This window comes from Paenibacillus sp. UMB4589-SE434, from assembly GCF_030226685.1.
Classification (GTDB): Bacteria; Bacillota; Bacilli; order Paenibacillales; family Paenibacillaceae; genus Paenibacillus_B.
In genome coordinates, this window is the sequence record NZ_JASOYK010000004.1 from 308,922 (window position 1) to 334,565 (window position 25,644).

At 45.1% G+C, this 25,644-nt stretch carries 27 protein-coding genes and 1 other RNA gene; 15 read left to right on the forward strand and 13 right to left on the reverse strand.

The annotated features are described in order from the left end of the window. Positions 1-109: 109 nt before the first annotated feature. The 3 genes from pepF to QP775_RS16655 all read right to left on the reverse strand — a co-directional run bounded on the left by pepF (position 110) and on the right by QP775_RS16655 (position 2,635). Positions 110-1,906 (reverse strand): oligoendopeptidase F, encoded by a 1,797-nt coding sequence (pepF, locus tag QP775_RS16645; protein WP_239326595.1) that lies wholly within the window; start codon positions 1,904-1,906, stop codon positions 110-112. Positions 1,907-2,207: 301 nt separating this feature from the next. Beyond that, the gene (locus QP775_RS16650) at positions 2,208-2,387 is read right to left on the reverse strand and encodes a phosphoethanolamine transferase CptA (RefSeq protein WP_239326597.1); all 180 of its coding nucleotides are present in this window, start codon (positions 2,385-2,387) and stop codon (positions 2,208-2,210) included. Between the two features lie 14 nt (positions 2,388-2,401). Then, positions 2,402-2,635 carry a hypothetical protein gene (locus QP775_RS16655; RefSeq protein WP_239326599.1) on the reverse strand — a complete coding sequence of 78 codons (234 nt, stop codon included), beginning with the start codon at positions 2,633-2,635 and terminating at the stop codon, positions 2,402-2,404. Positions 2,636-2,852: 217 nt separating this feature from the next. Between QP775_RS16655 and QP775_RS16660 the strand changes: the two genes are divergently transcribed. Next, a complete protein-coding gene (locus QP775_RS16660) occupies positions 2,853-3,050 on the forward strand; it encodes a cold shock domain-containing protein (protein WP_028546332.1) in 198 nt (65 codons plus the stop codon). Between the two features lie 104 nt (positions 3,051-3,154). On the opposite strand, the gene QP775_RS16665 is transcribed toward QP775_RS16660, so the two are convergent. The 3 genes from QP775_RS16665 to QP775_RS16675 all read right to left on the reverse strand — a co-directional run bounded on the left by QP775_RS16665 (position 3,155) and on the right by QP775_RS16675 (position 6,636). Further along, entirely contained in the window at positions 3,155-4,525 is a 1,371-nt protein-coding gene (locus QP775_RS16665) for a M20/M25/M40 family metallo-hydrolase (protein WP_285107694.1), read from the reverse strand. A 124-nt stretch (positions 4,526-4,649) separates the two neighbouring features. Continuing rightward, on the reverse strand, positions 4,650-5,297 hold the full coding sequence (locus QP775_RS16670) for a nitroreductase family protein (RefSeq protein ID WP_239326603.1): 648 nt from the start codon (positions 5,295-5,297) through the stop codon (positions 4,650-4,652). 160 nt (positions 5,298-5,457) lie between these two features. Further along, the gene (locus tag QP775_RS16675) at positions 5,458-6,636 is read right to left on the reverse strand and encodes an MFS transporter (protein WP_285107697.1); all 1,179 of its coding nucleotides are present in this window, start codon (positions 6,634-6,636) and stop codon (positions 5,458-5,460) included. A 243-nt stretch (positions 6,637-6,879) separates the two neighbouring features. On the opposite strand from QP775_RS16675, the gene QP775_RS16680 reads away from it, so the two are divergent. The 3 genes from QP775_RS16680 to pfkA all read left to right on the forward strand — a co-directional run bounded on the left by QP775_RS16680 (position 6,880) and on the right by pfkA (position 9,380). Further along, entirely contained in the window at positions 6,880-7,197 is a 318-nt protein-coding gene (locus tag QP775_RS16680) for a hypothetical protein (protein WP_239326607.1), read from the forward strand. 101 nt (positions 7,198-7,298) lie between these two features. Then, a complete protein-coding gene (locus QP775_RS16685; protein ID WP_481857214.1) occupies positions 7,299-8,381 on the forward strand; it encodes a tetraprenyl-beta-curcumene synthase family protein in 1,083 nt (360 codons plus the stop codon). 27 nt (positions 8,382-8,408) lie between these two features. Then, positions 8,409-9,380: a 6-phosphofructokinase gene (pfkA, locus tag QP775_RS16690; protein ID WP_239326609.1), complete on the forward strand. Its 972-nt coding sequence runs from the start codon at positions 8,409-8,411 to the stop codon at positions 9,378-9,380. A gap of 292 nt (positions 9,381-9,672) precedes the next feature. On the opposite strand, the gene QP775_RS16695 is transcribed toward pfkA, so the two are convergent. Next, the gene (locus QP775_RS16695; RefSeq protein WP_239326611.1) at positions 9,673-10,500 is read right to left on the reverse strand and encodes a YitT family protein; all 828 of its coding nucleotides are present in this window, start codon (positions 10,498-10,500) and stop codon (positions 9,673-9,675) included. 270 nt (positions 10,501-10,770) lie between these two features. Between QP775_RS16695 and cshA the strand changes: the two genes are divergently transcribed. Beyond that, positions 10,771-12,426 (forward strand): degradosome RNA helicase CshA, encoded by a 1,656-nt coding sequence (cshA, locus tag QP775_RS16700; protein ID WP_239326613.1) that lies wholly within the window; start codon positions 10,771-10,773, stop codon positions 12,424-12,426. A gap of 212 nt (positions 12,427-12,638) precedes the next feature. Continuing rightward, positions 12,639-13,211 (forward strand): hypothetical protein, encoded by a 573-nt coding sequence (locus QP775_RS16705; RefSeq protein ID WP_239326615.1) that lies wholly within the window; start codon positions 12,639-12,641, stop codon positions 13,209-13,211. Positions 13,212-13,309: 98 nt separating this feature from the next. Here the strand turns inward: QP775_RS16705 and QP775_RS16710 are convergent, their stop codons facing one another. Beyond that, a complete protein-coding gene (locus QP775_RS16710) occupies positions 13,310-13,435 on the reverse strand; it encodes a sporulation protein YjcZ (protein WP_239326617.1) in 126 nt (41 codons plus the stop codon). A 165-nt stretch (positions 13,436-13,600) separates the two neighbouring features. On the opposite strand from QP775_RS16710, the gene QP775_RS16715 reads away from it, so the two are divergent. From QP775_RS16715 to QP775_RS16725, 3 genes are all read left to right on the forward strand, one after another. After that, entirely contained in the window at positions 13,601-14,365 is a 765-nt protein-coding gene (locus tag QP775_RS16715; RefSeq protein ID WP_239326619.1) for a YesL family protein, read from the forward strand. Between the two features lie 52 nt (positions 14,366-14,417). Further along, positions 14,418-14,600, forward strand: a non-coding RNA gene (gene ssrS, locus QP775_RS16720) — 6S RNA. A gap of 169 nt (positions 14,601-14,769) precedes the next feature. Next, positions 14,770-15,162: a DUF1499 domain-containing protein gene (locus QP775_RS16725; protein WP_028546341.1), complete on the forward strand. Its 393-nt coding sequence runs from the start codon at positions 14,770-14,772 to the stop codon at positions 15,160-15,162. A 66-nt stretch (positions 15,163-15,228) separates the two neighbouring features. Here the strand turns inward: QP775_RS16725 and tpx are convergent, their stop codons facing one another. Beyond that, complete coding sequence (gene tpx, locus QP775_RS16730; RefSeq protein WP_239326621.1) at positions 15,229-15,747, reverse strand: thiol peroxidase; 519 nt, start codon at positions 15,745-15,747, stop codon at positions 15,229-15,231. Positions 15,748-15,893: 146 nt separating this feature from the next. Here tpx and QP775_RS16735 point away from each other — a divergent pair, with 146 nt between their 5' ends. Both QP775_RS16735 and gltC read left to right on the forward strand, forming a co-directional pair. Next, on the forward strand, positions 15,894-16,496 hold the full coding sequence (locus tag QP775_RS16735) for a rhomboid family intramembrane serine protease (RefSeq protein ID WP_239326623.1): 603 nt from the start codon (positions 15,894-15,896) through the stop codon (positions 16,494-16,496). An 83-nt stretch (positions 16,497-16,579) separates the two neighbouring features. Next, entirely contained in the window at positions 16,580-17,491 is a 912-nt protein-coding gene (gene gltC, locus QP775_RS16740) for a glutamate biosynthesis transcriptional regulator GltC (RefSeq protein ID WP_285107705.1), read from the forward strand. A 61-nt stretch (positions 17,492-17,552) separates the two neighbouring features. Here the strand turns inward: gltC and QP775_RS16745 are convergent, their stop codons facing one another. Together QP775_RS16745 and QP775_RS16750 are read right to left on the reverse strand one after the other, a co-directional pair. Next, the gene (locus QP775_RS16745; RefSeq protein ID WP_239326627.1) at positions 17,553-18,233 is read right to left on the reverse strand and encodes a zinc metallopeptidase; all 681 of its coding nucleotides are present in this window, start codon (positions 18,231-18,233) and stop codon (positions 17,553-17,555) included. 37 nt (positions 18,234-18,270) lie between these two features. Continuing rightward, positions 18,271-18,690, reverse strand: a complete 420-nt coding sequence (locus tag QP775_RS16750; protein WP_239327719.1) for a MerR family transcriptional regulator — start codon at positions 18,688-18,690, stop codon at positions 18,271-18,273. Positions 18,691-19,085: 395 nt separating this feature from the next. Here QP775_RS16750 and QP775_RS16755 point away from each other — a divergent pair, with 395 nt between their 5' ends. Next, positions 19,086-20,315 carry a DUF294 nucleotidyltransferase-like domain-containing protein gene (locus QP775_RS16755; protein ID WP_285107708.1) on the forward strand — a complete coding sequence of 410 codons (1,230 nt, stop codon included), beginning with the start codon at positions 19,086-19,088 and terminating at the stop codon, positions 20,313-20,315. Next, entirely contained in the window at positions 20,305-21,135 is an 831-nt protein-coding gene (locus QP775_RS16760; RefSeq protein ID WP_285107710.1) for an exonuclease domain-containing protein, read from the forward strand. Before QP775_RS16755 ends, QP775_RS16760 begins: the two co-directional genes overlap by 11 nt. 46 nt (positions 21,136-21,181) lie before the next feature. Here the strand turns inward: QP775_RS16760 and QP775_RS16765 are convergent, their stop codons facing one another. Further along, positions 21,182-21,577 carry a M67 family metallopeptidase gene (locus tag QP775_RS16765; protein ID WP_285107712.1) on the reverse strand — a complete coding sequence of 132 codons (396 nt, stop codon included), beginning with the start codon at positions 21,575-21,577 and terminating at the stop codon, positions 21,182-21,184. Positions 21,578-21,808: 231 nt separating this feature from the next. Here QP775_RS16765 and QP775_RS16770 point away from each other — a divergent pair, with 231 nt between their 5' ends. After that, positions 21,809-22,372 carry a TlpA family protein disulfide reductase gene (locus QP775_RS16770; RefSeq protein WP_239326635.1) on the forward strand — a complete coding sequence of 188 codons (564 nt, stop codon included), beginning with the start codon at positions 21,809-21,811 and terminating at the stop codon, positions 22,370-22,372. 66 nt (positions 22,373-22,438) lie between these two features. Here QP775_RS16770 and cimA read toward each other — a convergent pair whose 3' ends face one another. After that, the gene (gene cimA, locus QP775_RS16775; RefSeq protein WP_239326637.1) at positions 22,439-24,052 is read right to left on the reverse strand and encodes a citramalate synthase; all 1,614 of its coding nucleotides are present in this window, start codon (positions 24,050-24,052) and stop codon (positions 22,439-22,441) included. A gap of 327 nt (positions 24,053-24,379) precedes the next feature. Here cimA and QP775_RS16780 point away from each other — a divergent pair, with 327 nt between their 5' ends. Further along, a complete protein-coding gene (locus QP775_RS16780; protein ID WP_483312025.1) occupies positions 24,380-25,621 on the forward strand; it encodes a DNA polymerase IV in 1,242 nt (413 codons plus the stop codon). Positions 25,622-25,644 lie beyond the last annotated feature (23 nt).

Here is a 25,644-nt window from a genome sequence, read left to right on the forward strand (position 1 = left end):
CTTGATGTATGTAGACTTGCTTACACTTAACCTGGAATAACCATATTAAGTATGCAAGCTGTATGGAAGAAGGGGGCTCATGGCATCCATGACCCCCCTTTTGGCTTGTTTATTGCGCTTCGGCCATCTTTTCCATTTCCGTAATAAGTGATTCGAGTACGCTCATGCCTTCCTCAATTGGGGCAGGAGTGGACATATCCACGCCAGCCTTCTTCAAAATATTAATGGAGAAGTCGCTGCCGCCGCTCTTTAAGAAGCCAAGATAACGATCGACTGCCGGTTGACCTTCATCGAGGATCTGTTTGGCAAAGCTTTGTGCAGCCGAGAAGCCGGTAGCATATTTATAAACATAGAAGCTGGAATAGAAGTGCGGAATACGCGCCCATTCCATTTCGATGTCTTGATCGACAACCATAGCATCGCCGTAGTATTTTTTGTTCAAATCATAGTAAATTTCACTTAGCAGTTGTGGCGTCAGCGCCTCACCATTTTCAGCCCGCTCGTGAATGAGCATCTCGAATTCTGCGAACATCGTTTGACGGAATACCGTCGTGCGGAATTGGTCGATGTAATAGGCAAGCAGATACATTTTCTCTTTTGCATTTGTTGATTTCTTCAGCATGTAATCCATAAGAAGTGCTTCATTCAGCGTGGAAGCAACCTCGGCAAGGAAGATCGTATATTGAGCATCACGGTATGGCAGACTGCTGTCTGAATAGTGCGAGTGAAGCGCGTGACCCATCTCATGCGTCAATGTAAACATGCTGTTTAGGTTGTCTTTATGGTTCAACAGCACGTATGGATGCGTGCCATAAGCCCCCCAACTATAAGCACCGGAACGCTTGCCTTCATTCTCATATACATCAATCCAACTGTTATCAAAGCCGTCTTGAAGCGCATTCAAATAATCCTCACCCAGCGGCTTCAAGCTTTCTTTAACTGTAGCTTTAGCATCTTGGAAGGAAATGTTCATATCGAATTGTTCAACAACAGGTGCAAATAGATCGTACATGTGGAGTTCATCCACTTTAAGCAGCTTTTGGCGGAGCTTCATATAACGATGCATGAGCGGCAGATGTTTATGAATAGTGTTAATCAGATTCGTGTAAACATCCTTCGGAATGTTGTCACCGTACAAGGACATTTCCAGTGCAGAAGGGTATTTGCGTACACGCGCATAGAACAGGTTCTTGGTTACGTTGGCACTTAAGGTAGCAGCAATCGTATTACGCTGTTTGCGGTATGTGCTGTAGACGGTTTCAAATGCAGCCTTACGTATTTCAGGACTGCGATTTTCCAGAAATTGAACGTAACTGCCATGCGTTAATTCAACTTCTTCGCCTTTTTCATTTTTTACTTTAGGGAATTTCATGTCTGCATTGTTAATCATGCTGAATATGGATTCCGGTGCTTTGGATAAATTGCCTACCTGAGCTAGCAGTGCTTCTTCTTGCTTTGTTAGGACGTGCGCTTTTTGGCGCTTCATCTCCTGCAATGTGAAGCGATAAGCTTTAAGTTCATCATTTGCAATGAGCTCATCGAGCTTCTCATCTGACAAGGCGAGTACCTCAGGAGTAATAAATGACATGGCTTCGCCTACATTAATACTCAATTTGGTTGATTTCTCTGCCAAAGCTTGGTGCGTCGCTTCCGCAGTGTCTTCGTGATGACGCATATTAGCGTATACATATAAACGTTCCGTATGTAGGGAAATATCATCTTCGAGCTCAAAACAAGCTTTAAGTGCACTTGCTTCGCCTAACTTGCCTTGAAATTGCTTCATCTTCTCAGTAAGCTGTTGAACAAGTGTATATTCTTTATCCCATTCTGCTTGAGAGCCAAACAGATCCTCCAACTTCCAGCGATCTTCTGGCAAGACTTCCGAACGTTTTGTTACTTGATGCATATGTATCCTCCTCGAATCGTTGTATGTTGTGTGTGTTCTTATCACAGCCGGAGTCTCCGAATGTGGGCTTGCAAGTGCAGTCAAGCTGGTCGGAGCCGGTATGATCGTGACAAGTAGACAGCACATAATCCATCTGAATGTAGTGCGGCAAGCCATATAGCACCTCCTGTTGTATGCTGCCAATTAACCCAGACTTTTCAGTAGTATAGCCTGAATTAAAAGATGTTATTGCTCAGCGAGTACAATTACAGGAAATAGAGCTACCACACACAAACGAGATGGTTAAGTCGTTAACAGAAGCTTAGCCTCCAGCTGTAGCAAAAGAGTAGACGATCAGGAAAAAAGCAAACGCGATAAATACGATCGCGCCAAGCGCCATAGAGCGACGCAAACGTGCAGGCACGGATTCTCTCTTCCATATAAGCACAGCACCTAATGAAAAGGCTAAAATAATAAATATAAGCGTAGATGTCGAATCCATAACCCACCCAGCCTTTACACTTCTTTAAAAGCGGACATCAGTTGCTCCCACTCTTCTTCATTGCCAACATAGTCAGACTTAGGGAAGCGTCTGTTTACCCATGCCATCATCTCAGCCCGTGCAATAAAGTTGTGGCATTCCTCGCCCCATTGGTCTGATATTTCACGGAGAACGATCTGGCGACCTTGAACTTCAACCGTCAGCATGTTCCAGTTGTCTTTCTTGTAAATTACATATTTCTTAGCCATTCATTAAACCTCATTTCTGTGTTGCTGCAATCAGCCTGCATATAATGTAGAGCATCAACAAACTGCCCATTAAAGTTCATCATAACGCAGGGCATAATTGAAATCAAATGAAATAGCGGTAGTTACCGCAGGGCTGAAATTTGCAATCGCTTAATCGCTCCAGTATAATGTGAATATTCGCCTGTTAAAGGTGATGAAGTAAGAGGAGGTTTTGACTTTGAAAGGTACTGTTAAATGGTTTAACGCAGAGAAAGGCTATGGATTTATCCAAGCAGAAAACGGCGACGAATTGTTCGTTCATTTCTCCGCAATCGCAACTGATGGTTTTAAGTCTTTGGATGAAGGCCAAGCGGTTGAGTTTGATGTGACAGAAGGAAATCGTGGACCACAGGCGGCTAATGTCATTAAATTATAATGGTATCACCCGCTGAGGGACATCATTCATAAATAGTGCACAATAGCATCGCAGAAGCAGTTCTGTACCGTGACCCGGTCAGAACTGCTTTTTAGTATACATAGCTATACGGATTCGTCGTGTCCGTACTGCTGTAACAGACTGTAAAGAACGTCTGTACCAAATTCAATCGCTCTTGCAGGTACGCGTTCATCAGCAGCATGAATAAGGGAAGTGAACTGTAACTCTGCTGGAAGAGGCATAGGCAAGTAACCATAAGTCTGAATGCCAAGTTGAGCAAAGAAACGTCCGTCTGTTCCCCCTGGAAGCAGCATCGGAACAGGGTGTGCTGCGGGATCAGCATCCTTTAGCAGGCGTGATAGCAGCGGGAATAGTCCCATATCGGGTAGAGATGCACCAGGATCATACTTGATGACTTCCAATTCGATGTCCTGTCCGATGATGTTGTGCAGCTCGCTTATCAACTGTTCAGGCTTAAAACCTGGAAGCAGTCTGCCATCTAACTGCACAACGATCATACTTGGCATGACATTAATCTTCTCGCCGCCCTGAACAATCGTAGCGTTAACGGTGTTATGCAGCAGCGGATCGAACAAACGGCCCTTGTCACCAAGTGCCTGCAGTACTTGGTTGGTTAGTCGTGGACGCAGCAGTTGACGCAGCACGGTGCCCGTTGGCCAAGACAGGGCATCCGCCATCGCATGAATCATATGTGCAGCAGCTGGTGTAACGTGGACAGGCCACTTTGCTCGTTGCAGTCGCAGCAGCATGTCAGCAAGCTTTGCCATGCTATTCGTTCCGCCATTTCCACTGAGGGAACCATGCCCGCCATCCCCTCGTATCGTAGCACGCAGCCAACATACTTGCTTCTCTGCAATCATGATCGGATACAATTTACGGTTTCCTACATATAACGAGAATCCTCCAAATTCGCCAATTGCATACTTTACACCATCAAAAAGGTGAGGATGCTGCTCGACCAAATATTTGGCGCCATACTCACCGCCTGCTTCTTCATCGCTTACCACGAGTAATATTACATCACCTGCTAGGTAAGTTCCCTCTACATATGCGCGCATAAAGGCGGCAATCATCATAGCTACGCCGCCCTTCATGTCCAGCGCACCTCTACCCCAGACGAAACCATCTATCAATTGACCTTCGAACGGGTCTTGCGTCCATGTTTGATTATCAACACCAACAACGTCAACATGTCCATATAACATGAGGGGAGGGGCCTTGCCGCTGCCTTTAATACGTGCGATCAAATTAGGCCGCTCATTGTCAGAAGCAATAATGCAGCAGGGAATTCCAATATTCTCGAGAATAGTTCGGATATAGTCAATACAGGCTGCTTCATGGCCAGGCGGGTTGGAGGTATTAAATGAGATTAATTGCTGAAGTAGTTGTACGGGATAACGCTGGATTTGTTGGTCCTCTGATCGGGACCTGTTCAGATGAGGTGCAAGTTTCATAAGGAATCCCCCCGTTATCTAGGTAAAAGACAGAACGGATGTCGTTGATAGCAGGCTTACCAATGAAATTAACTAAGGATAGTACAGCCAAGGAAATTCCCTGGCTGTATGGAGTAGAGGTAAATTAATGCACGATCGTTAAAATATCTTCGACAGGCTTCCGTGCAAGCTTGGCAGGTGTATCAGTAGGGAAGCCAAGGGAAAGAACCATATTAATGGTACGACTTTCGTCTATCTGAAGCAGATCTTTAATACGCTGCTCAGCAAGCAGCACAGGTCCCGTCATTGGGCACGTTGCCATACCACGAGCATAAGCAGCCAGCATGAGATTCTGAACAGCTAAGCAGCTGCTCTTGATCCCTTCTTCTTCCCAGACTGAGTTCGGAACCAACTCAATAGGATCAAAGATCTTTTCACGAAACTTTGACGTATAGGGCGTTGCAAGACAAATAATTAAAGCCGGTGCGCCTGAAAAGGCGGTCGCGTAGGGTCCAAATGATTTCACCAGCATGCGTGCTTCTCTCGTTAAGCCCTTGGCTTCAGCAGCTTGCGCTCGTTCGTGCAAGGCATCCCAAGTTAACGATTCAATCTGCTTGATGATCTCGGTGTTCAGAATCGCGATAAATTCCCACGTCTGTGAATTCGTATCGCTTGGTGCGTAGCGGGCGCAGTCGATCAATTCCCGTACATCTTCTTCGGTAACACGCTGCTCTGTATAATGACGTACGCTTCGTCGTCCATGAATAATATCTTTAAACGCATTGTAATGCATACACTTAATCGTCCTCTCACGGTGAAATGACGTCACAATTTAATAATAATTAAGACCAAGTACTAAGACCTACTAATATTATATCCGAGCGGCATAAAAATGCAATTGGTTCTATGCAATAGCTTAGCTGCGAACATATAAGCTGGGTAATTAACAGCAGCTAAGGTCTGCTATGCAAGCCTCGATTGCTTCGTGCGGAATACCAAGTAAGAAGGGTGAATCCGACACACGCGCTTGCAGCAAAACAGGCAGCCACAAAATAGACGATGTCTTTACCATAAGATTGAAGCAAAGGACCTCCGATTGTGCCACTGAGCAGTCCTGCCAAGCTTGACCATACTATTGTATAAATGGCCATGCCTGTTGCTCGATATTCCTCAGGAATAACTCGGTTCAAATATCGCACAGCTACAAAGTAAAAGATTGCAAACGTAATACTATGCAGCAATTGAGTGCTCATCAACCACAATGGATTCTGAATTAGTCCCGCCAGCAGCAGGCGAATGACGTATAATACTGCTGATAACGCTAACAAAGGCAGTTCTTTGAAACGCTCACCATAAGCATTAAGTAGAAAGAACATCGGGATCTCGCTGACTGCAGATATCATCCAGGCATATCCGACCAATGACTCGCTCCCGCCCAACATCACAATAGATAAGCCAAGAAAAGCTTCATTTAATCGATGTGCAACTGCCAGCAGCAGGGCACACAACAGAAACATCATGACCTCGCGCTGCTTCAAAATGTTCCATAAGCCACCGAACTCCATCTTCTTGACGGAGGCGCGCTTATCAGCAACTGTAAAGGCCAATGCAAGCGAGAGCAGGCTTAGCCCGAACACGACATATATCGTATAGGATGCGCCCAGCTTGCCAATCAGAAAGCCAAATACGAGTGCAGATACTGCAAAGCCAATTGATCCGAACACTCGAATACCAATGAAGCTGCGTCCTTGCATTTGTGTGGTTACTATGGATAAGCTATCCGTCAAGGGATATATCGGATAAAAGAAAAAGTTAAACGCACACAGCAGAACAATCACAGCACCATAAGAGGAAGCCAATCCAAGCAGCAGGGTCATAGCGGTCTGTGCAGCTAACAGAATGAGAAGAACTTTTTTAATTGTCTGCATGCGGTCGCTTGTGACGCCCCACATAAAGTTTGATACAATACTAATAAGTGGACCTAACGAATACAGAAAGCCGATCTGGGTGCTTGAGAACCCAAGAGACTTAAAGTACAAGGGCATGTACGAGATAATTACCGCAGATGTCATAAAGATTGCGAATGAATAGGCGCGCAGAGCGGTTGTCTCTCGACGATGCTGACTGGTCATGATGCATAACTCCTTCCAACCTCGCTCACACTTGTAAATACGAGATACGGTGATGCAGGTATAAGAATAATATGGTATGAGATTAGTCGTATTTCATATATAAAATATGGTTTAGTATAACATGGTTCTGAAAGATGGAATAGCGGGACGAATGTTGTTGGATGGCTGTATGAATTTACGATATGGATATGAAATATAAAAGGCCGTATGGATCTTGCTGTGTTAGAGGGGAGCATTAGAGGTATGGATAATGAACACTTTGTATGGAATGAACGCTTGGGTATTCATACGCCTTTGCTGCATTGTCCTTGGGAGTCACTGGACATCGAAGCGCAGAGTCAGATCTTGTCTCAATGGGAAGGGATTCGCGGGCGAATTCCAGAACGTATCAAGCAATTGGAACGTATTATTGTTGCGAAGCAAGAAGCGTTATACGATGAGGATGACTTTGCACAGTCCTGCCAACTGAATAGCGAGATTGCGGAGCATGCCAGCATGATTACCGATCTGCATTTGTGGTATCGCACACAGCAGGACGTAGATGTCAAAATGCACCATTGAATAGAACGTTTGTGCAATCTGTCACTTCGTAATATAATAGTTTTTGGCTAAAATGAGAACATCAACACAACCACGAATAGCGTGTAGAACGGAGGCTGTCATTGGACCGTCAGAGGCAGTATCGAAAAGGTGCGCCACAAGAACCTGTTCGATTAATGTACCGCGTATATAAATACATATTGCCGGAAGTTCGGTCCGAGCTTGCCAGATGGACGCAGCACGCCCATTCGATTCCCGATGATGAATTGAAGAGACAAGCATTGGCAAGCATCGCGACCAAGCAATTCCATTGCGAAGGTGGCGCTGTGTATGCTGCTCCTTATATGAATCAGCGTCAGGTGTTGATTCCGCTTATTGTAGCATTTCAGACGATCAGCGATTATTTGGACAATTTGTGTGATCGCAGCACCTCTCTTGACCCGGAGGACTTTAGACTACTGCATCAATCGATGCTGGATGCCGTTCAGCCTGAAGGGCAGTTGGCTGATTATTATGCGCTGCGTGAGGAACAAGATGACGGTGGATATTTACACGCATTAGTCAAGCAGTGCCGAACTTGCATTTCTCAATTACCAGGTTATGAATCTGTACGTCATGAACTTGTTCCGCTTGTTCGTATGTACACCGAATTGCAAATATACAAGCATATCCATCGTAATGATCGGGAGGCAGCCCTGCTGAACTGGTGGGAGCCATATGCGTCCCGTTATGCCGAGATTGAATGGAATGAGTTTGCGGCTGCTACAGGTTCGACGTTGGGGATGTTCCAACTGTTTGCAGTGGCAGTGAATGAAGATGCAGATGAAGGACAAGCCCGGTTGATTCGCAGCGCTTATTTTCCTTATGTAAATGGTCTTCACATTTTACTTGATTATTTAATTGATCAAGAAGAGGACCGTATCGGGGGAGATTTGAATTTCTGCAATTATTACGAGAATAATGACGCTGTTATCCGTCGCATTGAGTATTTCGCGAACACCGCAATTGAGCGTGTGGAACAGCTTGAAAATCCACGATTCCATCGGATGATCATAGAAGGGCTGCTTGCTCTTTATTTGTCCGATCCGAAAGTGCGCGAACAAAAAGAAGTGCTTAACGTTTCCAAGCGGCTGATGAAGGGTAGTCCTTTAATGAGGCTTTTCTTCTGGATCAACAGTCGCTGGATTCGCAAACATATGTATTAGACTAGAGGATACGAGGGAGGAAACATCATGTCTGCTGTTAAAAAAATTGCCGTTCTTACGAGCGGGGGAGACTCTCAAGGGATGAACGCTGCTATTCGCGCTGTTGTGCGTACCGCTTTGTACCACGGTATCGAGGTATATGGGGTTCAGCGGGGCTACCAAGGTTTGCTTAACAATGATATTAGACAAATGGACATTCGCAGCGTAGGGGATATCATTCAGCGCGGAGGTACAATTCTACAATCAGCACGTTGCCAAGAGTTCCGCACAGCGGAAGGTCAGGAGAAGGGTGCAGAGATTCTTCGCTCTCATGGTATTGATGGACTTATCGTTATCGGTGGTGATGGTTCTTATCAAGGTGCCAACAAATTAAGCAAACTTGGTATCAAAACAATGGGACTTCCAGGCACAATTGACAATGATATTTCGTTTACAGACTTTACGATCGGCTTTGATACGGCCGTAAGTGTAGTTGTAGACGCAGTTAACAAGCTTCGTGATACGATGAGCTCTCACGAGCGTTCTTCTGTTGTCGAGGTTATGGGTCGTCATTGTGGCGACATCGCATTGTATGCGGGTCTTGCCAGTGGTGCTGAATCAATCCTTGTGCCAGAAGTGCCGTTCAGCATTGACGAGGTGTCTCAACGTATGAAGTACAACTTCGATTGCGGCAAACGCCATAGCATTGTACTTGTTGCAGAGGGCGTGGGCAAAGGTGAAGATATTTGCAACGGCATCATCGAACGTGTACCTTCGATTGAACCACGTGTTACGGTACTAGGCCACATTCAACGTGGCGGCGCGCCGACACCGGCTGACCGTATTTTGGCAAGCCGCTTGGGCGACTTTGCTGTACGAAGCTTGATGGAAGGTATCTCTGGCAAAGGCTGTGGTATCATTAACGGTCAATTGGTTGCAACCGACATTGATCTTGTTGTTAATACAAAGAAAGAGTTTAATATGGAATTGTATGAGCTTGCGACACGCCTGTCTCAGTAGTTGATTCGTATTACATTCCATATAAATAAGCAAGCCGTTTCCTGTTGTAGGCAGGGAACGGCTTTTCTATTAAATTATGATAAGTTCCGTTCATTCGGACGAGATGGGAAGCATTTAAGTGCTCATACCTCTATGAGAACTATGAGAACAAAGTTGTATGGGGAATGATCTAGGCATTAACGATTTGCTGTATTATTAAATGGAAGTATAAAAAAAGAACTGCCTAGTCGTCATTAATGGTGACGTAACAGGCAGCTCTTATGTGTGTGGTAATAATACTTATGTAAGTAATCTAAGTATGTTTAGGTCTTCGGAAGTTACCCATAATCCCAACCGTTTCTACAATATTCACAAAAGCTTTAGGATCAGCCTCTTTAATAACGCGCTTCAGATCCTGTAATTCATACCGCGTTGTCACGGTCATCAACATGTCTCGCTCAATTTCAGAAAATGCGCCGCGTGTTTTAATGACGGTAATACCATGAGGCAGGCTTAACATTTTCTCCAATAGTAAATCTTTGTTGCCTGTAATGATATATACAGTGACCTTATAGTGGTTAATATAAATGGTGTCCATCACTTTACCTGTAGTGAAAATCGAAACCATGGAGTACAGTGCTAATTCCCAGCTTTGCGTTAGCATGCCATGGGTGAGGATAACCATTGCATTCAGGGATACCGATACGGTGCTAATTGGAAAGTCATGAAATTTGGTAACGATAGCACCTATGATGTCGAAACCGCCTGACGATCCTCCTACTCGGAGTGACAATCCGCTTCCGATCCCAACAAATGTACCTCCAAATACAGCAGCAAGCAGCGGTTCTTTGGAGATGGATACAACAGGTATGATGGAGATGAACAAAGTAGTCGATACTACGCTTAGCATGCTATATGTAACAAACCGTCGTCCAAGAATGAACCATCCCCAGATGATCAACGGCACATTAAATGCGAAATAAAGGATGCTGATATTCCATTTTGTAAAATAACTTGTAATCATGGATACACCGGATACGCCCCCACTCAAGAAGTGGTGCGGAACGAGAAACAGGTTAAAAGCAGAAGCAATAAGTGCGCCTCCAATAATGATTACGAAGCATTCGAGCAGTCTTTTCAAACCATTTCACCCCAAAATGTAGGAATAATGAGTTCCTTACTGGTATTCCTCGTTATGATTGTGTTATAATGTGTTGGATATTCTTGAGTATGCTTTTTTTTCTGAAATGTACACATGAACGAACTAGCGGGGGAAACGATTCCGTATTCCACCTCGCATTGTATATGATGAGACGGCCGGCCCGATGTGCCATTCGTCACCAATTGATCACGCTACTTAAGAATACAGATATGGCTGTGGATTGTCCACAATGAAGGAGCTTGAATAATTTTGAAGACATTTGCAGAATTTGGCTTGGAAACGAAAGTTCTACAAGCAATCACAGAATTAGGGTTTGAAGAGTCGACTCCAATTCAGGAAAAAGCAATACCTATAGCGATGACCGGTAGTGATATGATTGGACAAGCGCAAACGGGTACAGGTAAGACGGCCGCCTTTGGTATTCCGCTTATCCAGAAGATCCAACCAGAAGAGAACCGCGTAGTTGCATTGATTATGACACCAACACGTGAGCTTGCGATTCAAGTTGCTGAAGAAATTAGTAAATTGTCCCGCTTTAAAGGCATCCGCTCTTTGCCGATCTATGGCGGACAGGATATCGGACGTCAGATCCGTGCCCTTAAGAAAAACCCTCAGATCATTATCGGTACACCTGGTCGTCTTCTTGACCACATCAACCGTAAGACCATTCGTCTTAATGATGTAAACACTGTAGTATTGGATGAAGCAGATGAAATGCTGGACATGGGCTTCATGGAAGATATTACTTCCATTCTGAAGCTTGTACCAGACAATCGTCAAACGATGTTGTTCTCCGCAACAATGCCACCTAACATCCAGAAGTTGGCTAACACTTTCTTGACGAACCCAGAGCATGTGTCCGTTATGCCTAAGCAGATCAGTGCTCCGCTTATCGAGCAATCTTATATTGAAGTTAACGAACGGAATAAGTTTGACGCATTAAGCCGCTTGCTTGATATGGAATCTCCAGAGCTTGCGATCGTATTCGGTCGTACGAAGCGTCGTGTCGATGAATTAGCAGAGGCGTTGCAGAAACGTGGTTATTCTGCAGATGGTCTCCATGGTGACTTGTCTCAGAACCAACGTGATGCGGTTATGCGCAAATTCCGTGACGGCAGCATTGATGTACTAGTAGCGACAGACGTTGCTGCACGTGGTCTTGACGTATCTGGCGTTACACATGTTATTAACTTTGACTTGCCACAAGATCCAGAATCTTATGTACACCGTATCGGCCGTACAGGTCGTGCTGGTAAAGAAGGTAGCGCATGGTCCTTCGTAACTCCACGTGAGATCGATCATATGCACTTTATTGAGCGTGTTACACGTCATCGTATCTCCCGTAAGCCGATGCCTAGCTTGGCAGAAGCGATTGAAGGTAAGCAACGTATCGTTGGTGAGCGTTTGCTTGAAGTGCTTCAAGCTGGAGAGATTAACGAATACAAAGCAATTACAATTCAATTGCTTGAGCAATATGATTCCGTACAGCTTCTTTCAGCAGCATTCAAGTTGTTGACAGGTGAGAAGAAGGACGTTCAAGTTCAATTAACACCGGAAGATCCGATTCGTGCGAAACGTCGCAAGCCTGATGTTCGCACTAGCGGTCGTAAAGTATCCGCTCCATACGGACGTGGACGCTCCAGTGCTCCACGTGGCGATGGAGACCGTCGTCAAGGCAACAGTGGCGGTGGTGGTGGTTACCGTGGAGGCTACGGCAGCCGCGATAACAACAACCGTGGAGGCTACGGTGGCGGTTCTGGCGGAAGCCGTGACAACGGTGGACGTCGTGAGTGGAGTGACCGTGGTGGCGAACGCAGCAGCAGCGATCGCAGTGGAAGCGGAGATCGTCGTCCACGTCGTCCATATGAGAATCGTGAGCCGCGTCGCACGCCTGATTCTGAATAATATTTCAAATGAAATAGGCAGTTCCTTCGGGAGCTGTCTTTTTTATTTGTTTCGCAGCAGTACATATGTACGCAAATGCGCATAAAGTACAATATAACAGCACTGCTTCCCCGACTATGGTCGAGAACCATTTACGTCTTAAGATTGTATCTGAAGCTGTCTTATTCATTTACAATAATATTAATTATTGACGACAAGTTGGTGGACGAACATTGGAACAAAAACGTATTTATGTGCTGTTAACTGATACTGGGACTTTGTTCTCGCAGGTGATTAAGATGTATACCAGGCATCCCATGAATCATGCCTCCGTAGCCTTGGATGAATCGTTAAATGAGGTATTCAGCTTTGGTCGTAAAGACCCGGTGAATCCTTTTGTTGGCGGATTTGTGCGTGAACGTGTCATGGGTGATCTTATTCGTTCGCAGTCACGCCGGACTAGATGCGCATTGTATAGCTGTACGGTGAGTCTTGAGGTGTACAATCGATTTCGCAGTCGTATTCAAGATATAGAACGAAATGAGCATCATTATAAATATAATTTTCTGGGCTTGCTGGGAATTGCTTTGAGAATTCCGATCGCCCGCAAAAATGCGTATTTTTGTTCACAATTTATTGCTGCGTTATTTCAGGAGTGCGGTTTGCGTTTAATGAGTAAAGAAGCTGAGATGGTTACTCCGGATGATTTTAGGCATTGTCAAGCATTAAAGCTTGAGTTTATGGGGGACTTAAAAGATGTAGTTAGCTCATTTGATGCTAATACTAATCATATGGTATCGGCATAACAGGGCATACGAATCTAGCCTGATAATTCAAAGGAGAAGGCGAGTTGCCTTCTCCTTTGAACTGCGACTCCCCAGAGGGGTGCCGCAAAGTTATCCATTTAGTACAAAATGGAACGGCTTATGATAACAAGTAAAATAAAAAGTACGAGGATAGAACCTGCGGAAGTAAACAGACCTCCACCGCAACCGCCGCCATACCCGCCACCAAAACCGACTTGACTCATATTGTAACCTCCTTAAATCTAAACTCATCTAACACGATACATCATATGGTCTAGACGTTTATTCGGCTTAGACCATAACCCAATTGTGTTAAATTAGGCACTGGCTTACACTTCGCGTTTGTATTATAGTTAAAGGGACAGGATGTGTAGGAGGAGGAGTTTGTTTTGGAATATCGTGGGATAATGGGTGGGTTTTACCGCATATCCGAATGGATCATGCGATTCTCGGTAACGAACATATTGTGGTTGCTTTGTTCGTCCCCGTTTTTCTTTTTTATGGTAACGAAGTTGTTAGTATTGCAGAGCAATCTGGCCAATGAATCGCTGCAGATGAATTGGATGATGGGAATTGCGGCACCGTTTACATTGTTCCCTGCAACCGCTGCAATGTTCTCTGTGGCACGTAAATGGGTAATGGGGGACACGGATGCTAAGCTTGTAAAAACGTTCTTTAAGTCCTACAAAGATAATTACAAGCAAGCGATGATTGGTGGTTTCTTCTATACATTGTTGTTTGTTATTATGTATATTGACTATACTGTCTACATGACCCAGCTCCAAACGCTGCAAGTAGTTGGCTATGTGATGTTAGGTTTGTTGATTGTATTGTTTGTGTCGTTATTTAACTTCTTCTCGATGGTTTCACATTACCATATGAAGACGTTCCAGATATTAAAGAACAGTATCTTACTGACGTTGTTCCGTCCAGTAAGAGTTGTGCTAACTGCTGTTGTAAGTGGGATGCTGTTGTACTTTGGCATGAAGTGGCCCGTTATCTTTATTTTCTTCGCGGGCTCCATTATCGCTTATTACGCATTCTTTAACTTCTACACAACGTATCAGAAGATGCAGGATCAGCAAGAAAAGCTGAACGCGAAGGATGAAGAGGAAGCGGCCGAAGAAGGCACGATTAAAGATGAGTTGAAATAATTTCGACCTGGCTTTGGGTTTACTTTTGTCGAAAAGAACACTATAATAAAGGAACATCCTGCGATGTGCGTCACGGTTTTCGTTGTTTTGAACCAATGTTTGTTTCCCGGGAGTTCAATATTGAGTCGTTACTGACAAGCTCTCTTGTTAGAGTAGTCAAAGGCGCCTTTGCGGACACCCACCTGCTAGAGCAGGTTCAGAAACATTAAAGCCGAACGGCATTAGCGGGTTACCTTTTCATGAAGCGCCTTCAATATGGACATTGTTCATGTTGAAGGCTTTTTTAATACACATAACGTAACCATTTTGGTGATCGTGAGGTTTTGCACTTTCCTTCTATAGGCTTTCAATGATAAACTATACATAAGTGAGCAACGGCAGTCGAATAAAGGAGGAACACGCTTTTGTCACTCAAAAGAACTCTAGTAGGGATTGTTCGAAGCTTTGAATCGAGCAGTGACCGTGCCAAAGACCCGAAATTGAAAACGCATTATTACCAATTATCGAAAGACAAGGCTTGGGCAGAGGTTACATCTACGCTGAAGAAGATTCAAGGGTACAAGATACTGCATGAAGTTCCATCTGTAGGTGAAATTACGATGGAGAAGCGTACAGCCATGGGGCGTGTGATGGATATTACAGTGTCTGTTATTTCTGTTAGTCCTGCCAAGACAGCAGTAGATGTTTATTCCGCTTCTCGTGGTGGTATGGGGGATCTGGGAGCTAATTATCGCGTTGTGCTGGACCTATTCGCGATTCTTGATAAGAAGATGTCTGCTAACGTTATTAAGGGCTGATTATTCGGAAATAAGGCAAGCGAGAGGAGAGCCGAAACCCTTCTCTCGCTTTTGTATTGTAGTTCCTTACAGAAGTCCACGAACAGCTTCAAGTGCTGCTTCATAGTTCGGGTGCTCTGTCATTTCGCTTAAGTATTCAACATAAGTTACTTTGTTGTCTGCATCCAATACGAAAATCGAGCGCATATCAAGGCGAAGTTCTTTGATCAGAACACCGTATGCAGCACCGAAGTTATTGTCTTTATAATCGGACAACATAACGAGCTTATCAACTCCGGCAGAGCCGCACCAGCGTGCTTGGGCCATTGGTAAGTCTGCGCTGACTGTCAATACAGCGACATGATCGCCAAGCTTAGCTGCTTCTTCATTAAAACGGCGAGTCTGCATGTCGCATACTCCAGTGTCGATTGATGGCACTACGCTGATCAATTTGATCTTGCCAGTGAAGTCATTGAGACTTACGGTGTCCACTAACGACTTGTTAAGTTGGAAGTCTGGCGCTTGATCACCTGGTTGTAGTTGTGTGCCGATAAGTGTAATTGGGTTGCCTTTAAGTGTGGCAACACCAGTGCGTTCTGTTGTCATTAACGGAAACCTCCTTGCGATAGGGGCTAATATTTGGTAAACCCCCTTTATTATAAGGGGTGACATCATACATTGTCCAATGTTGCTGTGCTATCAGTTGCACACACCTGTGAGAACGATGTTAACGTAAAGGAGCTAAAGACGTTATGATCTTTATTCGCTATGAGAAATGGCGGACTTATGTGAAGCAGTATCCTGTGACAACGCTCTTACTGCTGGCGAACATAATCATGTTTATTGTTTTAGCGATTAGCGGTGGTTCGAAGGACGGAGAGACGCTTCTCCGATTTGGAGCGATGTGGAAAGAAGAACCGTACGTGCATGAGACATGGCGTATGTTCACATCTATGTTCCTTCATATCGGTTTTGACCATTTATTGTTTAATATGTTTGCCTTGTATGTTTTTGCACCCCCGATCGAACAGGCTCTTGGCAGCTTTAAGTATGCAGTGCTGTATCTGGCGAGTGGTGTTCTTGGGAGTGCGGTGAGTGTATGGTTATCAGAATGGGGGACGCTGTCTGCCGGCGCGTCAGGCGCTATTTACGGTCTGTACGGTGCGTATTTCTTTATTGCTTTATTTCAACGATGGGCACTGGATGAAGCTTCACGCAAGACGTTATATATTATTTTAGGTTTAGGCATCATTCAGTCGTTTCTGATGAGCAATGTCAGCTGGAGTGCACACTTGGGCGGACTTGCAGCCGGTTTTGTCGTGTACGGCTTAATGCGGTGGATTCATCGCAAGTAAGGTGGTATTAGTAGATTGGCGTGCATTTCGAACAGTTGGATGCAAAAGTAGGAGCATAATACAGAACGGAGCGTTGAATTGTCGTGGAGCTTAGGCAGTTACACTACTTTGTCAAAGTAGCGCAAAAGGAACATGTCACACAGGCTGCGGAAGAGATGCATGTGGCACAATCCGCAGTTAGCCGCCAAATTCATCAGTTGGAAGAAGAGCTTGGCGTTAAATTGTTTTTGCAGAAAGGTCGTAACCTCCAGCTGACGCCAGTAGGGCAGCTCTTTCTAAAAAGAGCAGAAGTCATTCTGAAGGAGCTGGATCGAGCGGTACAGGAAGTTCAAGAATTTATGGACCCTGAATTAGGGGAAATTCGAATTGGCTTCCCGCACAGTCTGGGGGTTCACCTTATTCCTTCTGTCGTGGCGGCATTCCGCAAGCTTCATCCTAACGTGAAGTTTCGTTTTAAACAAGGGATGTATCCTTCATTGATTAGGGATATTGTTAGAGCAGAGGTTGATCTTGCGTTTATCTCTCCTTTCCCGGAAGATTGTGATCAGGTTGACGGTGAAGTTGTGTTAACGGAGCAACTGTATGCAATCCTTCCTCCTACGCATCCGCTAGCTGGGCAAGAAGAAATTCGTCTAGCGCAGCTTAAAGATGATACATTTGTACTGTTCAGTCAAGGTTATTCACTTCGTCCGCTAGTGTGGGATGCTTGTATCAAGGCGGGTTTTACTCCCCATATCGGTTTTGAAGGTGAAGAAACGGACACAATTCGTGGTTTGGTTGCGGCAGGAATGGGTGTCAGTCTGCTGCCTGATATGGCATTAAAACATATGACAGAGCTGCAGCCGGTTGCAGTTCGGATTTCGGAGCCTCAAGTCATGAGGACAATTGGGCTTATTCGTCGAGCAGATGAGAAGCTTCCGCTTGTGGCAAAGACGTTTCATCGCTTTTTGTTGGAATACTTTAATGTGCATAATCAACCATCCACACATCAGTAATAACAAAGAAGCCCCCAAGCATGATCAATACATGCTTGGGGGCTTCTTGCTGTACAGGGACTTAATCCCTGTTGCTAGTGAAGATCATAATGTACTTGATAAGTTCAAGTAATGAGATGAGCGCTGCAGCAACATATGTTAATGCTGCGGCATTTAACACTTTAGCGACACCTCGTTCTTCTTCGTTGGTAATAAAGCCTTCCGAAATCATCAACTCACGAGCTCGGTTGCTGGCATTAAACTCCACGGGGAGTGTAACGAGCTGGAAAGCAACGGCTGCGGAGAAAAAGATAATACCTACACCAACAAGGTTCATTGCATTAAACAAGAAACCTGCGATTAACAAAAATGGTGCAACTCCGGATGCAAAGTTAACGACCGGGAACATCCGGTGACGTAGGACGAGCATCGGATAGGAATGCTGATGCTGAATGGCGTGCCCTACTTCGTGACAAGCAACAGATATTGCTGAGATAGAGCTTTCATAGTATACAGGTTCCGACAAACGAACGACTCGTTTGATCGGATCATAGTGGTCTGTTAATGTTCCTTGAACAGGCTCAACAGGTACATCATGCAATCCGTTAGAGTCCAGCATTCGTCGTGCAGCGTCGTAGCCTGTCATACCACTCATGACGCGTACCTCAGACCAGCGTGTAAATGTACCCTTTACTCGGAATTGAGCCCAGATGGACAGGCCAAACGCGATGAGAATTAAAAAATCCATAGGGTGAAAAAACATTGAGAAGCCTCCTTCGTGTCCCATTCATAAATAGTCTTTAAAGCAAATGCTGCTGCTTATCAAGCAAGGCAACCAATACCTCGATACATGCTGCGCTTTGAGGGCCAATCCGTTGGAATAAGGACTTAGCCTGCTTAGGCTTTAATTGTTCGAGCATTGGTTTCAGTTCCTTGGCCTCACGTTCTACTTGCTGTAGGTGAACCTGCAGGTCAGTTAGACGCTTGGCAAGATCTGATTCGCTTGCGATCTGCTTAAGCTGCCTAAAGTATTCTTTGATCTCTTCTAAAGAATACTTCTCTTGCTTTAATTGATTAATACGATTGAGACGCTCTATCGTTTCGTAAGGATATAACCGATAATTGGTATCGGTGCGTGTAGCGGGTTGTATGAGTCCGATTGAAGTATAATAATCAATTGTGCGTTGACTTACGGACGCGACCCGAGCTAGTTCGCCGATACGAAAAAGTTGCGTATCCCCATCGTTACCTCACCTCGATTCACTCTAGTGCGCTATGTAACCTTTCTGATCTGGATGGCTTCGGATGTGATACCGATCACGAATTCAAATAGAACAAGAAAGATTCCAATATACACACCATAATTCAAGTTGTAAATACTTCTTGGTAATAATGCTTACTTCTATTCTATGATACTGCATAACAAACCATACAGTCAAACGTAATGGTTTTTATTTATGTCAGATAATATAACGTAAAATAAGAAAATGATATTGTTTATGGTTGTATGAAACTAATATTACATTTCAATTGCCAAAATGGACCGGTTTTGCTTATAATAATCATCAATAATCGAAAACATATGTTATATAATATGACATAAAGGCGGTGCTGCATGTTTGATAATCAAAATCATGCTCCGTCGCAGGGAGAACAGTTAGCCAAGCCTTGGGTGGAACGGATTATGCATAACCCTTACACGTTATTTGAAGATCGAATTCAATTCTGGTTACAAGTAAGGACGGAATGGATGACCTCTCCACTTGTTGCTGATTCCGATACTTCGAGCCCTCCTTTACCTACCGATAAGTATTTGTGCGAATGCCATGGGGCACAGAATGAGCAGAGTGCTTTGATGGATTCTAGTCGAATTTCAGCTACTGCACGATATGAGATGGTTGCTTTAATTGTAGACGCATTTTATCAGGCTGCGGCTTTGCAAGTCGAGACTTTGCTGCGGCAGGTTGGATACGGTTCGCCGCCTGCGGCCTACGCTTGCGTGCTATTTGGCAGTGGGGGGCGCAGAGAGATGACCCCGTGGAGTGACCAGGATCACGGTCTGTTATGGGCTGATGTTCCTGCTGACCAACAAGCAGGTGCTGCTATCTATTTTGACAAGTGGGGGAGTGTATACACGAAACTGCTGGCACGTCTTGGATTTCCGCCCTGCTCGGGTAAAGTGTTGGCAAGCGAAGCAGAATGGCGTGGTTCAATATCAGAATGGCGGCAGCGTATAGAATGTTGGACCCAGCATCTGAATTGGGAGAACATGCGTTACTTTTCGATGTCGCTTGATATGAGAACGTGCTTTGGTGAGACGTGCCTTGAGCAGCAATGGCGTGCACACCTTCAACAGATCCATGAGCAACACGGCTATGAATTGAACAAAGCTATCGTAAGCAACCTGCTTCATCGCAAGCGTGCACACAACACCTTTGGGCAGTTGATTTGTGAACGATATGGTGTAAATGCGGGTCTTTTTGATATAAAATACCGCGCCTATGTGCCCATAGCACAGCTGGCAAGAAGTAGTATGTGGATAAGCGGCAGGCTGAATCGATCGATGGCAACAAGAGAGCGCCTGCAAACTGCAATAGCGATAGCACATCTGCTCGATGATGTATCAATTAAAGCAGCTGTTAGCGAAGTGTATCAATGGTGGGATGATGTGCTGCTGAGCAGGTGGCAGGCAGGTGGATATCAAGCAGATGGATGGTGGAATTGTTCTGGCATGGTAGATCCCGCTGTGTTGCCGCCTGCACGAAAGATGGCACTTAGACAAAATTCACATGCGATAACGAAATGGCTTAGACATTTGGAGCGGAGGTATACAAATGAGAAATGATGAAAGAAGAAGTGGTCCGGCTTGGCTTGAACGTCTGCGCGCGCGTACCAGGATTACAGGGCCTTCGCCATCCTCTATGCCTCCGGCAAGTGATAAGCCTGATGTAGAGTCGCTTCACGTCACGACGCAGCAAGAACTGCATACAATGGGAGCTAGATACGCTTATGAACGCTCCCTAGCCAAGCAGCAGAAATCAGGAGTCGGCATGAAAGGGCGTGCCCAACTACTTGATATTCCACTATTAGAGCTGCCAATTGCAGTAATTGATCTGGAGACGACAGGTTTTGAACCACATGCAGATGAAATTATTTCTTTTGGTGCCTGGCATATTAATGGTACACAATGGGTGTCGGATGAAGCTGGTGCAGGGGCATTCTATACGGTCGTGAACCCAGGTATTCCTATTCCAGCGCTCATCGAAGAATTGACTGGAATTAGGAATGCTGATGCTGTGAGTGCGGTGTCGGTAGGCGAAGGTTTAACGAGATTCAGCAGCTTCGTTGATGGCCGAATTCTGATTGCACACGCGAGTGGTCATGATAAAGCATTTCTAAGAGCGGCATTATGGCGCTATCATAAGCAGTCATGGAAGTATCGGATGCTGGACACTATGTTGGTAGCCAGGTGGTTGTATCCGCAGCAAAGGCAGTTGGATTTGGATTCATTGACTAATCTGCTTGGAATCCAGAACGAGAGACGTCATCATGCATTGTACGATGCACAGGCAACGGGGGCATTATGGATACAATTTGTAGAGCAAGCAGTGGCACGGCGGGTGACAACATTGCGTGAATTGTACATGTATCTCAGCCAATATTAAGGATCTCTGATGTGGGGCGACTTTGCACTTTGTTTGAGTCGCAGTTCTATAACTCGTAACAAGCGTAGCTAGGATGCTCGCTTCCATGCTGAAGCGATACGATAAATATCCCATTAAAGAGTCGCGCGGATAAGGCAAGTCCCTGGATATCAGTGGCTGACAGGGTAGGAGGAGTTAAGGGGTGTGAGTGTACAAATAGGATGTCCCACATGGATTTGGGATACCGATATACAAGGTCAATAAGCTGATTCGGCTCCAGCAGAAACGTATGCGTACGATTCGACGCTGCATTTGTAAGCTCCTCATATGTATGGTATACCAATGGTGCATTGGCATGGCTGCGCAGCAAGAGGCCACAGCACTCCTCAGGGGCAGCTGTTAGAGCATGCTCCAGCAATTGCTGATGCGCACGATCGCTAATTTGTATGTCAGTCTGCCGCATACATATCCTCCTTTAGTCATCCTTCACATATGTTTTAATCATATGTGTCCTAAAGTAAGTCGTCAATCAATAGCTCCTGTCACTCTTTAGGCTTGATAAGTCATTCTTGTGTTAATCTCAAGCATTATAAATACAAGTGTAAATAAGAGGCCAAGGGCAGTCGTATTTCTGTGATAAAACGGGTAAAATAATGAATAGGTAACCTGTTAAAATGGAAAGGACATCGATGGTATGAGAAAAAGTACGGGCATATTGATTCTAACTGTTGTCCTAATCGTATTAGGTGTAGTGAACAACAGTGGAATAACGGGGAACACCGATTCTGCTTCCGCTCAATCGGCAGTTGTTTCGACTCAAGAGTCTCCTCGTGTCGGATACATGGCGCCTAGCTTTAAGTTGTCAAGTCTAGAGGGGAATGACAATTATGAAGTTGGCGGCAAACGCAGTAAGCCAGTGTTTATTAACTTCTGGGCATCCTGGTGTGGTCCATGTAAGGCTGAGGCACCTGATTTGGTGAAGTTATATGCCAAATACAAGCAGCAATTGGACATGTATTCTGTGAATGTGACCACTAATGACTCGTTAGCAGATGCAAAGGGGTTTGTGGATGAGTTCAGTCTTATTAACCCCATATTAACGGACTCCAAAGGTGAAGTGTTTAAGAAGTATAACGGTATTGCTTTCCCAACGAACATTCTTATAGACCGCAATGGCGTTGTGCGGGAAATATTTGTAGGCATGAGACCTGCCAATGAGATGGAAAAGGCAATAAAAAAAGTTATTGAGGATCAATAATCAGGGACTATACAAATAACACCGCCTCGGAAGTTTGCTCCGAAGGCGGTGTTTGTATTAGAGGCATTAGTGGTTCACTATGCCATGATGTTCTTTGCGTTCGGAGCTGGTTGACAGCCTCTCCTTGTCGATTAATGCATAACGAATACTGTCTACAAGAGCCTCCCAGCTTGCTTCGATCACATTGGAAGATACCCCTACTGTACTCCATGTATTCACGAAATCAGTGGATTCAATCAAGACACGAACTTTGGCTGCTGTTGTGTCGTTTTCATCCAGCACACGTACCTTGTAGTCCGTTAAGTGCATCTCATGAATAAATGGATAATGGCGCTCTAACGCCTTGCGCAGCGCGTTATCGAGCGCGTTAACAGGGCCGTTGCCTTCAGCTGCCATATATATCGTCTCGTCATCAATTGTAAGCTTCACGATTGCCTCAGAGCCTACCGAGCGGTCTTGGGACTTCTCGTTAATAATCTTAAACGATTCAAATTTAAATGCCTCCTGCTCAACGCCAGTTGCTTGCCGCAGCAGAAGTTCCAACGAGGCGTCAGCACCTTCGAACTGATAGCCCTGATGCTCGAGGTCTTTAATACGCTCCATAATAGAGCGTGTATCCGGGTTCGTGGCATCAAGTTCATAACCGAGCTGCTGTGCCTTGGATAAGACATTGCTCTGCCCTGCCAACTCAGACATCAGCACGCGCTGTGTGTTGCCTACAAGCTCTGGCTGAATGTGCTCGTAGGTACGGGGATCCTTTAGGATGGCGGATACATGAATGCCACCTTTGTGAGCAAAAGCAGCATTGCCAACATAAGGCTGGTTAACAGGCATATGCACATTTGCAATCTCACTAACATAGCGTGCCACGCTTGTTAAATCGCGGAGCTTGTTGTTGTGCAGGCAATCATATCCCATCTTTAACTGTAAGGTAGGGATAATTGAGCACAGATTGGCATTGCCGCATCTTTCACCGTAGCCATTGATCGTGCCCTGAACCTGCTGTGCTCCTGCTGAAATGGCAGCTAAAGCATTAGCTACGGCTAATTCACAGTCGTTGTGCGTGTGGATGCCAAGCTTTACCTGTACGGTTTGTGACACGCCATGCACAATGTCAGAGATCTCATTCGGTAATGTACCCCCATTTGTATCGCACATCACGACCCAGTCTACACCTGCCTGCTCGGCCTGCTTCAGAACAGCCAGCGCATACTCAGGATTGTGTTTGTAGCCGTCGAAGAAATGCTCAGCATCAAGCATCACTTCAAGGCCCGCCTGCTTCAAATAAGCGATGGAGTCCGCAATCATAGCTAGATTCTCATCGAGTGTTGTCTGCAAAGCGGTGTGCACGTGAAAGTCCCATGACTTTCCAACAAGCGTGGCCGCAGGGACCTGCGCTTCGATTATCCGGTTTAAGCCGGTGTCTTGTTCTGCTCGTGACTCTTTACGTCTTGTGCTGCCGAAGGCCGTTAGCTTGGCCTGCCAATTATAAGATTGAACACGCTTAAAAAACTCTATATCTTTGCCGTTGCTGCCTGGAATCCCGCCTTCAATATAGTGAACGCCTAGGGCATCAAGTTTGCGTGCGATCTTAATTTTGTCGTCAGCGGAGAGACTAATGCCTTCGCCCTGTGTACCATCCCGAAGGGTCGTGTCGAATATGGCGATAGATTTGGACATGCGATAAACCTCCTTCAGTTCGTGCGAGGATGAACCGGATACAATTATTTTCCTATTATAGCATTCGATTTAAGATTGTATAGAGCGATCTTGCTTTTGTAATGAGTTTATTTCATTAACGCGATCACACGATGTCGTATTACGAGGTCAGATGATGTTTATTTCGGGAAAAGAGATGCACATCAAGCGTATAATCCGATAAAATAAAAAGGGAAACATTAATGAACAAGGAAGGCGGTGAATAAAGTGAGTTCTGGCAGAGAAGATCACCATCAAGATGTCCGTCAATATTATCCGACCAAAGGCCGAGTCATTTTACATCTGGATATGAATGCATTCTACTGCTCTGTCCATGAAGCAGAAGATCCAGATACGTATAAAGGGAAGCCAACAGCAGTTGCGGGCAGTATTGAGCTGAGAAAAGGGATTATTGTGACTTGTTCTTATGCAGCGCGGGGTCTTGGAATTCGAACAGGTATGACTGTGAGGCAAGCAGAGCGAATTTGCCCACAGCTTATTCTGATTCAGCCAGACTTTCATTTATATCGCCGTTATTCTCGAGCGTTTCTGGAAATCGCCAATTCATATACTCCCCTTGTCGAAGCTGTATCTATTGATGAGTGTTATATGGATATAACCGGATCCAAGACATTTGGAACACCGCATCAGATTGCCGCAGAACTACAGCGGCGGATTCGAGAAGAGCTAAGTATTCCCTGTTCGATCGGAATAGCTCCCAATAAGCTGCTTGCCAAGATGGCATCGGATATGAAGAAACCTAATGGTATCACTGTGCTGCGTATCCGGGAAGTTCCGAAGCTGCTATGGTCGCTGCCGTGTCATGAATTGTTTGGTATCGGTCGGAAGACCGCCGATAAGTTGCTCAAGATGGGGATTCGTACGATTGGAGAATTAGCCAATGCGGACATTGAACGGCTTCACCACACTTTTGGCGTATATGGTGATGCAATGAGACTGGCGGCGAATGGACTGGACCATTCATTGGTTAAGTCTGAACGGGAACAGAGCAAATCGATTGGTCATACGACAACGCTGCCGCAAGATATTGGAACTGATGAAGAGGTACGAAGGGTGCTGCTTAATCTTGCTGATCAAGTGACGAGGCGCATGCGTAAGCAAGCGCTGATGGCACATACAATTCAGCTTACGATACGTAATCCGGATATGAAGACGATAACACGCTCGGTAACCATCGATGTGCCATCAGATGATACTGGTAGATTTATGGAAGAAGCTTGGTGGCTATATGAGAAGCACTGGAACAAAGGCGATCCCATCCGATTGCTCGGTATCACAGGGCAAAACTTGGTTTCCAAAGAGGAAGCGGCCGTGCAATTGGATTTATTTGAGTATGAACAGCAGCCTAAGAAGGATAAATTAAATGAAACAATGGACAAAATAAGGGATAAGTTCGGTGAAAGCTCGCTTATTACGTTAGGGATGGTAGGAGAAGACCCGTCTTCACTTCTTCGCAACCATCGGCGGCGGGGCACGTCTTTGCAAACTGATTTTCTAAGAGATTGGGAGCAAGGAGACAAAAAATCATAAGTTAACATATCAAACGTCATAGT